At 68.2% G+C, this 14,016-nt stretch carries 8 protein-coding genes and 2 pseudogenes; 5 read left to right on the forward strand and 5 right to left on the reverse strand.

Going from position 1 to position 14,016, the window contains the following annotated elements:
- Positions 1 to 107: 107 nt before the first annotated feature.
- Together ACP4J3_RS36685 and ACP4J3_RS36690 are read right to left on the reverse strand one after the other, a co-directional pair.
- Positions 108 to 2,159: a family 43 glycosylhydrolase gene (locus ACP4J3_RS36685; RefSeq protein WP_426540645.1), complete on the reverse strand. Its 2,052-nt coding sequence runs from the start codon at positions 2,157 to 2,159 to the stop codon at positions 108 to 110.
- A gap of 383 nt (positions 2,160 to 2,542) precedes the next feature.
- Positions 2,543 to 3,340: a FadR/GntR family transcriptional regulator gene (locus tag ACP4J3_RS36690; protein ID WP_426540646.1), complete on the reverse strand. Its 798-nt coding sequence runs from the start codon at positions 3,338 to 3,340 to the stop codon at positions 2,543 to 2,545.
- Positions 3,341 to 3,701: 361 nt separating this feature from the next.
- Between ACP4J3_RS36690 and ACP4J3_RS36695 the strand changes: the two are divergent.
- From ACP4J3_RS36695 to ACP4J3_RS36705, 3 genes and pseudogenes are all read left to right on the forward strand, one after another.
- Positions 3,702 to 5,028 (forward strand): annotated as a pseudogene (locus ACP4J3_RS36695) (ABC transporter substrate-binding protein).
- On the forward strand, positions 5,025 to 5,942 hold the full coding sequence (locus tag ACP4J3_RS36700; RefSeq protein WP_426540647.1) for a carbohydrate ABC transporter permease: 918 nt from the start codon (positions 5,025 to 5,027) through the stop codon (positions 5,940 to 5,942). Before ACP4J3_RS36695 ends, ACP4J3_RS36700 begins: the two are co-directional and overlap by 4 nt.
- Entirely contained in the window at positions 5,932 to 6,810 is an 879-nt protein-coding gene (locus ACP4J3_RS36705) for a carbohydrate ABC transporter permease (protein ID WP_426540648.1), read from the forward strand. The genes ACP4J3_RS36700 and ACP4J3_RS36705 overlap by 11 nt, the downstream gene beginning before the upstream one ends.
- 528 nt (positions 6,811 to 7,338) lie before the next feature.
- Here the strand turns inward: ACP4J3_RS36705 and ACP4J3_RS36710 are convergent.
- Complete coding sequence (locus tag ACP4J3_RS36710) at positions 7,339 to 8,691, reverse strand: hypothetical protein (RefSeq protein WP_426540649.1); 1,353 nt, start codon at positions 8,689 to 8,691, stop codon at positions 7,339 to 7,341.
- 184 nt (positions 8,692 to 8,875) lie between these two features.
- Between ACP4J3_RS36710 and ACP4J3_RS36715 the strand changes: the two genes are divergently transcribed.
- Positions 8,876 to 11,893: an RICIN domain-containing protein gene (locus ACP4J3_RS36715; protein WP_426540650.1), complete on the forward strand. Its 3,018-nt coding sequence runs from the start codon at positions 8,876 to 8,878 to the stop codon at positions 11,891 to 11,893.
- A gap of 93 nt (positions 11,894 to 11,986) precedes the next feature.
- A pseudogene (locus ACP4J3_RS36720) lies at positions 11,987 to 12,211 on the forward strand (Lrp/AsnC ligand binding domain-containing protein); the annotation flags it as partial.
- Here ACP4J3_RS36720 and ACP4J3_RS36725 read toward each other — a convergent pair.
- The gene (locus tag ACP4J3_RS36725; protein WP_426540651.1) at positions 12,179 to 13,315 is read right to left on the reverse strand and encodes a sensor histidine kinase; all 1,137 of its coding nucleotides are present in this window, start codon (positions 13,313 to 13,315) and stop codon (positions 12,179 to 12,181) included. The pseudogene ACP4J3_RS36720 and the gene ACP4J3_RS36725 sit on opposite strands and share 33 nt — an antisense overlap.
- Positions 13,308 to 14,003, reverse strand: a complete 696-nt coding sequence (locus ACP4J3_RS36730; protein WP_426540652.1) for a response regulator transcription factor — start codon at positions 14,001 to 14,003, stop codon at positions 13,308 to 13,310. The genes ACP4J3_RS36725 and ACP4J3_RS36730 overlap by 8 nt, the downstream gene beginning before the upstream one ends.
- Positions 14,004 to 14,016 lie beyond the last annotated feature (13 nt).

The following is a 14,016-nucleotide window of genomic DNA, read 5'->3' on the forward strand; positions in this document are numbered from 1 at the left end:
GACACCGTGTCCCATGCGTGACGGCCCGGCCCCACGGCGAAGGAGCCATCGGGCCGGGCCGTGGCAGCGCCGGCTCGTATCAGCCGGCGGGCGGGATCGATGTGCGTCTAGCCGGTGACCCGGCGGAACGTCCACTGCTGGTTGGTGCTGCCCCTGTCGGCGTACTGGATCAGCGCGGCTCCGTCGGCCGTGCTGCCGGAGCTGACGTCGAGCACCTTGCCGCTGTTGCGGTTGACCACCTGGAACACACCGCCGGACAGCGGGCGCAGCTGCCACTGCTGGCTGGCCCTGCCGTCGAGGGTCGCCTGTACGACCCGCGCGCCGTCCGCCGTGGAGGATCCGGCCACGTCGAGCACCTTGCCGCTGCGGACGCAGGTGATGGTGTGGTAGCCGTCGGCCGTGGACTGGAAGGCCCACTGCTGGTTCGTCGCGCCGTTGTCGGTCCACTGGATCACGGCGGCGCCGTCCGCGCCGGACCCACCGGAGACATCGGCCACCTTGCCGCTGCGCACGCTGACGCATGTGTACGTCCGCGCGGGGGCGATGGTGTACTGCACCGAGTCCACGTCGATGTGACCGGTGCCGCCCGGGTTGTAGGTGTACAGGCCGATCCGGTCGCCGCGGTAGCCGCCCCAGGTGAGCTGGTAGGTGCCGCCGACCTGGGTGAACGTGCTCCCGTCGAGGCTGTAGGAGAAGCGGCTGACCCCGTTCACGTCCCACGTGGTGCGCAGCCACACGGCGTTCTGCGTGATGGCCGCGCCGCTGGTCAGAGTGGAGCCTGCGTTGTGCTCGATCGTGGTGGTGGCCCCACTGCGTCGGACACCCAGTCCGGCGTAGGTGGCGGCGTAGTGGCACAGCCCGGCGTGCTGGCCGTCGGCGAGGCCGGCCAGTTCGAGGCGGACGGTCACCGTGGCGCCGCCCGCGGTGCGCAGCACTCGTTGGGTGAGGGTGTTGCCCACCTTCATCAGGTTGTCCCCGGCCAGCGGTGCGAACGCCTTCAGCCGCAGATAGCCGGGGCGTTCGGTCAACGACCAGTAGCCCGCGCGGGGTTGGTAGTACCACTCCCACTGCGGCTTGAGGCGGGTGTCGGTGAACGAGTCGCTGGTCACGACGGCGGGCAGCGCGTCGACGGGGAGGCCGGGGGTGCCGGCGGCGGGCAACCGGCCCGTCCACGCCATGGTGCCGATGCCGTCCGAGCCCACCGTGCCGATGATCGGCCAGCCGTCCACCCAGGTCACCGGCAGCAGGGACAGCACGCGCCCCTCCCAGCCGCCGTGGCCGTGGTGGGTCACGAAGTACCAGTCGCCGCCCGGGGTCTGCACCAGCCCGCCCTGGTTGGGCTCGCGGTCCACCGAGGTGTTGACATGCAGCAACTGCCTGGTCTCGAACGGGCCGTAGAGGCTGGAGCCGCGGTTCATCATGAGCACCCGGCCCTCGGACTTCACCTCGCTGAACAGGTGGTAGTAGACACCGTCGATCTTGTACAGCTTGCTGGCCTCGCTGCGGTTCGACTGGTGGATCACCGGGGCCGGGCCGACCAGCGACTTGCCGTCCGCGGACAGCTTGTACAGGTGGATCTTGTAGTTGTCCGAGTAGTGCGTGGTGACCAGGTAGCCCTGGCCGTCGTCGTCCCAGAACGGGCACACGTCGTTCCAGCCGGAGGTCCGCCACATCGAGTGCAACGGCTCCCAGGGCCCGGTCGGCGACGGGGCCGACGTCATGAAGAAGCCCTCGTCGGGCGTGTTGAAGTACACCCAGTACCGCCCCGCGTGGTAGCGGATGGCCCCGGCCCACACACCGCGGCCGTAGCGGTTCATCCGGTCCCAGTTCAACTCCGGTCCGATGCGGGTGACGTCGTCGACCGAGCCGCCGAGCGTGCGCCAGTTGACCAGGTCCTTCGAGTGCAGGACGGCCATGCCGGGTGAGTACCCGAACGTGCTGGTGATGCCGTAGTAGTCGGAGCCGACCCGGATGCAGTCCCAGTCGCTGAAGTCCCCCGGGAGGATCGGGTTGGCGTAGGTGCCGTCGCCCTGGTCACCCCAGGTGCCGGCCGGAAACGAGTCTGCCGCCGCCACGCTCGACGGGAGCAGGCCCGGGAGGAGGAGGGCGCCGGTACCGACCGCGGCGAGCCGGCCGAATTGTCTTCTGGTGAGGTCCACGATGCAGTCCTTGGCTGGAGGTCATGCGGGAGCGGTGGGTGGACACCGCGGGGAGAACGCGGGAGGGAGAACGTGGAGGGGACACGGCCTTCACGTCGTGCGCGCCGCGCCCCAGCGGGCTGACGCCCCTCACCCGCGCTGTGCGGGGGGGGTGGCGGCATGACGAAGGCAGACCCCCGGACGCCTGGGCAACGGTCCTTTGGGACACGCGACGACCGAGGACGGAACGACGGCTGGTCGATATATCGAACGACTATCGACTTGTCGAACTGATCGACGCCGAAGTTAGAGCCCCGGCCGCACAGAAGTCAACGGATCGTCCGCGTTTTTCCGAGACGTGCGGCGGCCGGGACAGGGCGCGCACCGCGCGCCGGCGGGCGGCGTCAGCCGAACAGACGGCGCTGGATCTCGCGCCGGTAGTCCTCCAGGGTTCGGTCGAGGTGTGCCGCGGTGGCCTGCGCCGCTTCCTCGGGGCGGCCGTCACGGATGGCCCGGTAGATCGCCTCGTGCTCCTCGACCGCCAACTCGGTGTTCGCACCGAGCGCTTCATGGATGCCGATGGCGCTGGACTGGCGCTGCAGCCGTCGCGCATCGCGCACGGCGCTCACGAGGAAGGTGTTGTGCGAGGCCACGGATACGGCCGCATGAAAGTCGTCGTCCGCCTGATTGAACACATCGACCAGACCGTGCACGAAGCCGTGCCGGCACTGCAGCACCGCCACCTCGATGGTGCGCAGTTCCGCGGGAGTGGCGCGGGTGGCCGCCAGGCTACTGGCGGCCATCTCCTGGACCCTGCGGAACTCGAACAGCATCAGTACGTGATCGATGTCGACGGGGCGGAAGAAACCTCCCCACCGGCTGGTGATGAGCATGCCTTCGTCCTCCGCGACGAACAGACCCCGCCCCTTGTGCGCCCGTACCCGACCCAGCGCCGAAAGGATCTTGACGGCTTCCCGCACCACCGCCCTGCTGGTGTCCAGCGTCTGGGCGAGGTCGATCTCCGTGGGCAGCCGGTCACCCGGCGCCAGTCGCTCCTCGGCGATGTACGCGAGGATCCGCTCCGCCACGATCTCGTACCCGGGACGGTAGTCACGCCGCTCGTCCGAGCCGTCCACCCCCGCGGGCACGGCAGGAGATGCCTGGACCGGCAGGGCTGCTTCGATCGCTGGCGGGTCGTCCATCTGCGCTGCCTCCCGGGTGACTTCTGCTCACGCGACTGATCGCGGTGGAGCCGATATCATCGTAGCGCAGAGGAGATATAAGTCGTACTCATTCTGAGCGAGATCCATGGCGAGGGTCATGGCCATCCGAGTGCGCAAAATAGCCTTTATCGGGCATGGCTGGCGCAACTGCTCGCTCGCCGCAGGAAAATCAGCGAGGGAACGTTGCACGCACCCTTGACGTACCACTCGATAGGGCGGCTAATTTCTTCCACGCCGATCGCAGCGCAGCCGCCTCTTCCGTCTCCGTCGCCCTTCCGGGCCGGCCCAGCGTCGTCCCGGCTCGCGCCACTCGCCCACCCGCTCGCGCCGCCTGCCCCATCTGCTCGGCAGGAAGCGAGCGGCATCGCTGGGCGGGTGCGCGGTCACGGTGCTGCTGACCGTGACGGCCTGTGGCGACGGCACCGCCGGTACGACCACGAAGGACGGCTTCGCCCAAGTGCCGCAGAAGGAGGGCATCGTTGACCGTCTGGGTGGATGCGACCCGCTTGGAGGCCGCGAAGCTGTACAAGGAGCAGCATCCGGACGTGGAGATGGTCATCGTCAGCTACGACGGCAACGCCAATGGTTCGAACTACCTGCAGACCAAGGTGCAGTTGTTCAACCGGACCAAGAAGGGCTGGCCGGACGTCGTCTTCAGTTCGCAGAACAACGAGGTGACCTGGGCGGTGGACGCGGGCTTCGCCGCGCCGCTCAACACTGGTCTGCTCCCCTCGGACTTGCTGGGGAAGTTCGCGAGCGGGGCCAACGATGTCTGCACGGTCGACGGCACCGTCTACTGTCTGCGCAACGATCTCTCCCAGGTGGTGCTGTGGTACAACGCGCCGCTGTTGAAGAAGTTCGGCTACGCGGTGCCGAAGACGTGGGAGGAGTACCAGAAAGCTCGGCGAGAAGGTGGCAGAGGAGCATCCGGGCTATCTCGTGGGCGACGCGGGTGACTCCTTCACCCCCGAGATCTATCTGTGGGCGAGCAAGTGTGGCGCCAATGACATCACCGGCCCGACGGCCGTGTCGGTGAACACCACCGGCGAGGCCTGCACGAAGATGGCCGAGCTCATGGACGTACTGATCAAGAACAAGTCCATGTCCATCAGCGGGGTCTTCAGCACCGACTTCGCCAAGAACAACGCGGACAAGATCCTGCTCATGCCGGGCCCGGCCTGGTTCGGCGGAGCGGTGTTCAAGGACACCCTCAAGACCCGGCCGGGCAGATCGCGGTGGCGCCCATCCCTCAGTGGGAGGGCGAGACCGCACCCGCCACCGGCAACGTCGGCGGCGGTACCTGGCTGGTGTCCCAGCACTCCGCCCACCTCGAGGCCGCGACCGACTTCCTGAAGTGGGTCACCACCGACAACGCCTATCAGGGCGAGAAGGCACCGGGCTTCCCGGCCTACGCGCCGGCCGCCGAGGCGTGGCTCAAGGGACAGGACGCTTCGGGCTACTTCGCCAGTGGCCTGACCGTGCTCAAGGACGCCTCCTCCCAGGTCTGGCCCGGCTGGGGCTCGGGCAAGTTCAGCCAGGAGGCGATCTGGGCCGCCACCGTCAAGCCCGGCCTGACCGAGGGCAAGTCCATCGTCTCGATGCTGCCGGCCTGGCAGGACGCGATCGTCAAGCACGCCCAGGCCAATGGATACAAGGTCTCCCAGTGACCGCCCTCGGCCACTTCTCCTCCGGATCCGCCGGCCGGCCCTCTCGCGGCACCGGCCGGCAGAGCCGGGCCGGCATCGCCTTCGTCTCCGGCTATGTGCTCCTGCTTGTCGCCTTCGGCATCCTGCCGACCGGATACGCGATCTACTTCGCGTTCACCGACGCGGGAGGGTCGTTCACCGGCTTCTCCAACTTCGTCACCACGGCACAGGACTTCCGCTTCATGGACGCCGTGGGCCATGTCGCGCTGTACCTGCTGTTCTGGCTGGTCTCCCTCGTGGTGTTCGTGGTGGTCCTGGCGCTGCTGCTGCACCGCCTCGCCTTGGGCGCCCTCAGCAAGTCCCTGCGCTTCCTCTTCTACATCCCCGGAGCGCTCGCCGGCGCCGCGAGCGTCCTGGTGTGGCTGTTCATGCTCGACCCGACCGTGAGCCCGGTCAGTTCACTGCTCGGCATGCTGGGGTTCGACACGTTCGGTGAGGTGATCGCGCCGGGCCATCTGCCGGTCCTGTTCACGATCATCGCGTTCTGGACCGGCGCCGGCGGCTGGATCGTCGTCATGTACGGGGCACTCAACAACATCCCCACGGACGTGATGGAGGCCGCTCGTATCGACGGCGCGGGCGCCTGGCAGACCGCCTGGCACATCCAGATCCCGATGCTGCGCAAGTGGATCGTGTACATGGTGATCCTGGCCTTCGCGGGCGGCGCCCAGCTCTTCGTCGAACCGCAGCTGCTCTCCCTCGCGAGCGTGGGCACAGCAGGCCGCGACTACTCGCTGAACCAGCTGACGTACGACTTCGCCTTCCAGCTGAACAACATCAACGGCGCCGCCGCGGTCTCGGTGGAGCTCCTGGTCGTCAGCGTGTCGGCAGCCGCCCTCTTCGTCGCACGGTCGGGGTTCTTCGATGCCGACTAGTTCCCCGCGCCGCCTCGTGCCCCGTCTGCTGACCGGCTCCGTCCTGCTCGTCTTCCTGGTGTTCTTCGTGCTGCCGGTGCTGTGGCTCGTCCTCGCGGCGACCAAGACCGATCAGCAACTCGTCCACGGCAGCCCGCTCTCCTTCGGCTCCTGGCACACCCTCAGGGCCAACTGGGACGCCCTCACCGCGTTCCAGGACAACGCCGTCCTGCAGTGGCTCGGCAACTCGACGTCGTACGCGCTGATCTCACTGGTCATCACGCTCTGCGTGGCCATCCCGGCGGGCTACGCGCTGGCCATGACCGAGTTCCGCGGACGGCACACTCTGCTCGTCTCGACCCTGGTCGTGATGCTCATGCCGACCGCCACGCTGGTGGTGCCGCTGTTCCTGGAGATCAACGCGGTGCGGCTGATCGGCACGATGTGGTCGATCATCCTGCCGTACTCGTTCTACCCGTTCGGCGTGTATCTCACGTACATCTACTTCACCACCGCGGTACCGAAGGATCTGCCGGCGGCGGCACGTATGGACGGCTGCTCGGAGTTCGGTGTCTTCCGGCACATCGCGCTGCCGCTGGCGACACCGGTCGTCGCGCTCGTCGGGTTCTTCAGCTTCGTCGCCAACTGGACCAACTACTTCCTGCCCTACGTGATGCTGCCCGAGAGCGATCAGATGCCCATCCAGGTGGGGGTCGGGACCCTGCTCAGCAATGTGCCGTCCTTCAATCCGGCCGTCGGCACCCTCGCGATCGAGCGGCCGCAGCTGGCCCTGGCGACGCTCGTGGCCATCACACCCGTACTGATCGTCTTCCTCTTCGCCCAGCGTTTCCTGGTCAGCGGGATGCTCGCCGGCGCCACCAAGGAGTAGGCCCCGGCCTGCCCTCCCGACCCTGATGCCCGATCCGGCGTCGTCCACCGACCGTCGTCCCCGGCGAGCGCACCCCGCCCCACCCCGAACGGAGCTCCGTCCCATGCCCTTCACTTCTTCCGGCCCCACCTCGGGTGGGGACACCCCGGTCTCCGGGCAGCCCGCCCCGCCACCCGAGATCGAGGCGGGAGTGCCGGTGCTCGAACCGCCCGGCTGGGCCGTGTCGCAGCGTGCGCTGTTCGACCTGCTCGACCACGCCTGGCGGCGCTTCGCCCGCGACTTCACCGGCCCGGACGGACGGCTGAACTACACCGGGTCGCTGACCACCCGCGACGGTGCGGACGACTTCTACGAGGTGTTCTTCAACTGGCCCCAGCTGTACCTCCTCGGCGGCGCGGACGATCTGCTGCCCGCCGGCGAGAAGCACTGGGAGGGCGTGACCCGGCAGCTCACCGAACTCGGCATGCTGCACGACGAGTTCGAGCGCGGCTACGACTGGTTCCACCAGGGCGAGAGCCTGCTGCTGCTCTACTTCCCGAGCTGTACGTCGACCCGGCCAAGGGCAACTACGACCCCGAGCACCGTGTCATCACCCGCCCGCACAACGGCAGCGACCCCGACCGCACGGGCCTGTTCGACGGCGACGTGTACCCCTGGCTGCCGAAGGAAGCGGAGACGTACGGCTTCCCGCTGGAGTGGATCCCCGAGGCGGAGGGCGGCCCGTACCCGCTCTCCGCGGACCCGCGGCTCGGCGCGCAGATGCGGGACCGGATGGGTGTCGGCGACACCGCGGTCAACCTGGCCGCGGCCGGGCTGGTCCTCAACGCGTGGATCCTGTCGGGCGAAGACCGCTACCGCGACTGGATCGTCGAGTACGTGGGCACGTGGCGCGAGCGCACCCGTGCCAACGGTGGCCTCGTCCCGGACAACGCGGGCCCGGACGGTGTCGTGGGCAGCCTGCTGGAGGGCCGCTGGTACAGCGGCCACTACGGCTGGTCCTGGCCGCACGGCTGGCACAGCGTGGGTCACGCGGCCTGTGTGGCGGCGCTCGCGGCGGCGACGGTCACCGGGGACGACGACTACCTCTCCATGGTCGCGACCTCGCTCGACACCCTCATCGGTCACGCCAAGGTGATGCCCCACACCGACGCGGACTCCAGCCTCCCCTCGAAGTGGGTGGTCGAACTCGGCCCCGACATCCACACCCCGACACCGCACCTTCCCTTCCGGCACAACGACTCGGGCTGGTTCGACCACAACCCGCTCACCCCGCCCGTGCCGGTGGCCCTGTGGCACCACACGGCCTCCGACGCAGACCGCGCCCGGCTGGAGCGGCTGCGCGAGGCCGACGGCATCGACTGGCGTACCGTACGTCCGTTCCGGGCCAAGGAGGAGTCGGGGCACGAGAAGGCCTGGTTCGCGTTCCTCGCCGGCGACGACCCCGGCTACCCCGAGCGCATACTCGCCGCCGCGCAGGCCCAGATCCGCCACCGGCTGCGGCGGATGGACCGCTACCGCGACCTGGACGTGGCCGAGGCCGACATCCACGTGTGGCAGCTGTGCAACCCGGTGGTCACCGAAGCCCTCGTCCAGCTGACCTGGGGCGGCCCCCAGGTGCTCTACAACGGCGGCCTGCAGCAGGCCCGGCTGCGCTACCACGACGCCGAGGCCCGCCGCGCCGGTCTGCCGCCGGAGGTCGCCGCGCTGGTCACCTCCATCGACCCGGAGGCGACCACCGTCGAACTGGTGAACCTCTCCCCCGAGACCGAGCGCACGGTGATCGTCCAGGCCGGCGCCTTCGCCGAGCACACCGTCACGGCCGTCCGGTACACCACCTGCCGGGACGACGGCTGGATCGGCGACATGTACGACTACGGCCACACCGAGCCCGTCGTCACCGAGGCGGAGCAGGACTGCGCCGGCGCCTTCCTGACCGTACGGCTGCCCGCGTCCACCCGTATCCGGCTCACCCTGCGCCTCCAGCTGCGCTCCCGCACCCCCAGCTACCGCACCCGTTCGACACCCCGGCGGGCCCGCCCTCCCAGCGCACGGAAGGAGAACGCGCATGAAGCGCATCGCGCAGACCATGTCGACCCTGCTGGCGATGGCCCTCTCCGCGACGCCGCTGAGCTCCCTCACGCTGTCGACCCCGGCCTCGGCCGCGACCCAGGCGACGTACTACGTCGCCCCCGACGGCAACGACGCCAACCCCGGGACGATCTCCGCGCCGTTCAAGACCCTGCGGCACGCGCGGGACGTCGTACGCACCGTCAACGACGACATGACCGGCGACATCAACGTCTATCTGCGCGGCGGCAACTACTCCGTGAGCAGCACCATCGACTTCACGTCGGCCGATTCCGGGACGAACGGCCACCGTGTCGTCTACGCCGCCTACCAGGACGAGAAGCCGGTGCTGAACGGTGGCGTCCCGGTGACCGGCTGGACGCAACACAGCGGGAACATCTGGAAGGCCTCGCTGAACCGGGACGACAAGCTCCGCGCGCTCTACGTCAACGGCAGGCGTGCCCAGATGGCCTCGAAGACGATCAACTCGGCCGGATGCTACGGGACCTACACCGTCACGGCCGGCCAGGCTCCCTGGGCCTGGGAGTCGGGGTCGCAGTGCGACGGATCCAAGTACAGCCTCTCCGACCTGCCCGCCGTCGCCGCCAACCAGGACGACGTCGAGATCAAGTCGGCCACGACCTGGACCACGGCCATCGTGGGCGTCCGGCAGATCACCACGAGCTCGGACGGTGCCAACCGCGTGGCCCTGTTCCAGCAGCCGGGTGCGGCCATCGCCCAGGCACCGCCGTACGGCCCGTTCAAAGCCGGCGGCAGTCATACGTTCATGAACGCGTTCGAGTTCCTTGACCAGCCGGGCGAGTTCTACTTCAACAAGACCACCCACACGCTGTACTACTACAAGGCCGGCTCCGAGGACATGACCACGGCGAAGGTCTTCGCGCCGAACAACGTGTCCACCCTCCTCAAGATCGCCGGCACGTCGACCACCGACCACGCGCGGAACATCACGTTCTCCGGACTCACGGTCGAGCACTCCGACTGGAACCTGGTCAATGTCGCGGGCTCCGTCTTCCGGCAGGGAACGCAGGGCAACGCCGGCTCGACCGTGTACGCGAGGAAGAACTTCCACGCCTACACCTACCGCAACGTCGACCTGCCGCCGGGCATCATCCAGATCGAGAACGCCGACGGCATCACCCTGCGGCGCAACACGGTGCAGCACACGGGCGCCGACGGAATCAACATGGTCAACGACGTGACCGACTCGCAGCTGATCGGCAACGTCACGAATGACATAGCCGGCTCCGCGATCACCGTGGGGCACCCCCAGCACGTGTACATCGGGGACTACACCTCGACCAACAACGAGAAGTACCCGGTGAACGTCGAGGGGGTCTGCAAGAACATCTCGATCACGAACAACTACCTCTACGACAGCGCGGTGTTGTTCAAGGGCTCCAGCCCCGTGTCGGCGTACTTCGTGGACTCCCTGTCCGTGGAGCACAACCGGATCGAGAAGTCCCCGTGGGCGGGCATCACCCTCGGTTGGGGTTGGTGGAACTTCGACGGTTCGACGAACTCGATCCGCCCGGGAGTGCCGACCACCACGGCGAAGAACAACACCATCCGCCACAACCAGATCGTCGACCCGATGCAGACGCTCGGCGACTCCGGCGCCATCTACACCCTGGGAGCGCAGCCGGGAACCGAGATCAGCGACAACTACATCCAGGGCGTTCCGGCCAGCCACAAGTACGGACTCCACCCCGACGAGGGCTCCGCCTTCATCAACTACCACGACAACGTGCTCGACGTGGACAAGGACCTCAGGTCCACCATTCACTCCGGCCCTTGGGGCCGGCAGCACGACCTGAGCATCACCAACACCTACGGCACCGTCAACAAGATCTGGGACAAGAGCGTCCCGAACAGCACCATCCAGGACGTGCGCGCGTACGCGGACAACGTGTGGCCGTCGCAGGCGTACGGCATCGCCGTGAACGCGGGCCTGGAGGACGCCTACAAGGACCTCGTCCCCCTCAGCAGAGTGGCCCTGCAGGACTATGCGCTGCCCGCGAGCACGTTCACCGGCAAGGGCGTGTCGTCCGTTCCCGTCCGCAGCATCGGTGACGGGACCAGGACTCTGTGGCTCGCTCCCTCCGGTACGACGACGTTCGCCGTCGGCCCCACCATGACGAAGGCAGCTGGAACCGCGACGACCATCACTGTCCCGCCGACGGCCGGCGACTACCGCCTCTACGTCGTGGACGCCCAGGGGAACGCCTCGCCCGCGTCGAAGTCGGTCGTACGGCAGCGCTGGGCCTACGTCGACGACAAGGACTCCCCCGTCACCTACTCCTCAGGCTGGTCGAACTGGAACGACTCGCAGGACTTCAAGGGGTCCGAGAGGTTCACCAGCAGGGCGGGCGACTACGTCCAGTACTCGTTCACCGGGTCGGCCATTCGGTATCTCGGCATGAAGCAGCCGAACATGGGCAAGGTCGACGTCTACATCGACGGCACCCTGGCACAGGCGGGCATCGACGCGTACGCCCCGACCGTGACGAAGCAGGTGGTGCTGTTCGAGAAGACGGACCTCGCCGCGGGACCCCACACGATCAAGGTCGTGTGCACCGGCACGAAGAACGCGTCGGCCTCCAACACCGTGTGCGCGCTGGACGCGTTCGCCTCCATCGTCTTCCCCGCGAAGAACGCGTTCTACTGGAACGACACCGGAGCACAGAACCAGCGCTGGCGGTGGGTCGCGGTGGGTGACGGCAGCTACGAGATCGTCAGCCAGAACAGCGGTCTGCTGCTGGACGTCACCGGCGGGTCCACCGCGGACGGCGCGACCATCGTCCAGCGGGCCGACGACAACGGTACGAGCCAGCACTGGACGCTGGTCGCCGACGGAAACGGCTACTACAAGATCAAGAATGTGAACAGCGGCAAGCTGCTCGCGGTGTCCAACTCGACGGCGGGCACTCAGCTCGTACAGACGACGGACACGAACGCCGACAGCCAGCTGTGGCGGGCGGTGAACGTGGACTGATCCCCCAGCCACCGCGACCCGCGGCGTGCGGTGCGCCGGCGGGTCCGGGGCCGTTGGTGGACGCCGTAGTCACGGCACCTGCGAGCCCGGCGTCGCACCAGGGAGCCGGGCAACTACAAGCCCTTCCACGACCTGGTCGCCGCCACACCGGAGATTCTGGAGGCCCACCACGTCACGGGCGGCGACTGCTTCGTCATCAAGGTCACGGCCCGCTCGATGCGGCACCTGGAGGTCTCCGGCAAGATCGGCACCCTGGGCTCGGTGACGACGAGCGTGGTCTACTCGTCACCCCTGCCGAGGCGCCCGCTGGGTCAGTGACGTCGCCACGGCAGCGGCAGGCCCGGGCCTGCCCTTGGGCAGTTCCACGGTGATGTGGATGCCGCCGGCGGGGCGCGGGGTGAGGGTGAGTGTTCCGTCGTGTGCCTGGGTGATGGTCTTGACGATCGCCAGGCCGAGGCCGACGCCCGCGTGGTCGCTGTGGATGCGTTCGGTGCCGCGCTGGAACGGTTCGGTGAGCGTCGAGGCCAGTTGTGGGGTGAGCTTCTCGCCGGTGTTCTCGACGGTGAGCACCACGGTCCGGGGGCGGACGCCGGCGTGGACCCACACGGTGCCCCGTCCGGGCAGGTTGTGGACGATCGCGTTGTGTACGAGGTTCGTGGTGAGCTGCAGCAGGAGCGTCGGCGATCCGATCGTGGGGGCGATGTCGCCGCTGGTCTCGATGGTGACGCCGTGCTTTTCCGCGAGGGGGAGGAGTGTTTCGGTGGCTTCTTCCGCCATGAGGGACAGGTCGACGTGTTCCCGGGGGAAGGATCGCTGGTCGGCGCGGCTGATCAGGAGCAGCGCCTCGGTGAGGTCGATCGCTCGGGTGTTGACGGCGTCCAGGCGCTGGATGAGTTCGCCGGTGTCGTGGTTCGGATCGGTGCGGGCCACGTCGAGAAGTGTCTTCGAGACCGCCAGCGGGGTCCGCAGCTCGTGCGAGGCGTTGGCCGCGAATCTGCGCTGCTCGGCGACGTGTGCTTCAAGCCGCGTGAGCATCGTGTCGAAGGCGTCGGCGAGTTCCCGGAACTCGTCCTTGCGGCCCGGTAGCCGGATGCGGTGGGAGAGCGATCCGTTCGTGGCTTTGCGGGTGGCGTCGGTGATCCGGGTCAGGGGGGCGAGCATGCGGCCGGCGAGGATCCATCCTCCCAGAAGGCCGAACACCAGCAGGAACACCAGTACTGCGGCTGCCGTAGGGGCGAAACCGCGCACGAAGAGCGTGCCCGGAGTTGCCTTCACCGCCCCCGATGAGTTGGTTTCCAGCCACCCCTGTCGCACGAGGAACACCCCCACGGCGGCGAGCAGCAGGGCGCCCGCGAGCATGAGGAATCCGGCGTAGCTGAGGGTGAGCTTGAGGCGAACGCTCAGCCCGGGCGCTCTATCCACGGTCCCCTCCCCCGCGTCCGCCCGCCGGCTGCGGGTCGATGCGGTAGCCGACGCCCAGCACGGTGGCGATGATCCAGGGTTCGCCGAGCCGCTTGCGCAGGGCCGAGACGGTGATGCGCACGGCGTTGGTGAACGGGTCGGCGTTCTCGTCCCAGGCCCGCTCCAGCAGCTCTTCGGCGCTGACGACACCGCCTTCGGCGGCGACGAGGACTTCGAGTACGGCGAACTGCTTCCGGGTCAGCGCGACGTAGCGGCCGTCCCGGTAGACCTCTCTGCGGAACGGGTCCACCCGCAGACCCGCGATCTCTCGCACGGGAGGCCTGCTGTGGGCGCGCCGGCGGTCGAGTGCTCTGAGCCGGAGTGCGAGTTCTTGGAGTTCGAAGGGTTTCGTGAGGTAGTCGTCGGCACCGAGTCCGAACCCTGAGGCCTTGTCGTCGAGGCGGTCGGCCGCGGTGAGCATGAGGATCGGCAGGCCGCTGCCGGAGGCGACGATGCGTTCGGCGATCTCGTCGCCGGACGGTCCGGGGATGTCGCGGTCGAGGACGGCGATGTCGTAGGTGTTGATGCCGAGCAGTTCCAGAGCGGTGTGGCCGTCACCTGCGATATCGGCGGCGATCGCCTCCAGGCGGAGGCCGTCACGGATGGCCTCGGCCATATAAGGCTCGTCCTCGACAATCAACACACGCATGCCTTTGATGCTA

It is taken from the genome of Streptomyces sp. UG1 (assembly GCF_049974585.1).
Taxonomy (GTDB): Bacteria; Actinomycetota; Actinomycetes; order Streptomycetales; family Streptomycetaceae; genus Streptomyces.

Coding starts and splice junctions, on each gene's coding strand:
- ACP4J3_RS36705 (WP_426540648.1), top strand. CDS start 5,932: ATGCCGACTAGTTCCCCGCGCCGCCTCGTGCCCCGTCTGCTGACCGGC.
- ACP4J3_RS36690 (WP_426540646.1), bottom strand. CDS start 3,340: ATGGACGACCCGCCAGCGATCGAAGCAGCCCTGCCGGTCCAGGCATCT.
- ACP4J3_RS36730 (WP_426540652.1), bottom strand. CDS start 14,003: ATGCGTGTGTTGATTGTCGAGGACGAGCCTTATATGGCCGAGGCCATC.
- ACP4J3_RS36715 (WP_426540650.1), top strand. CDS start 8,876: ATGAAGCGCATCGCGCAGACCATGTCGACCCTGCTGGCGATGGCCCTC.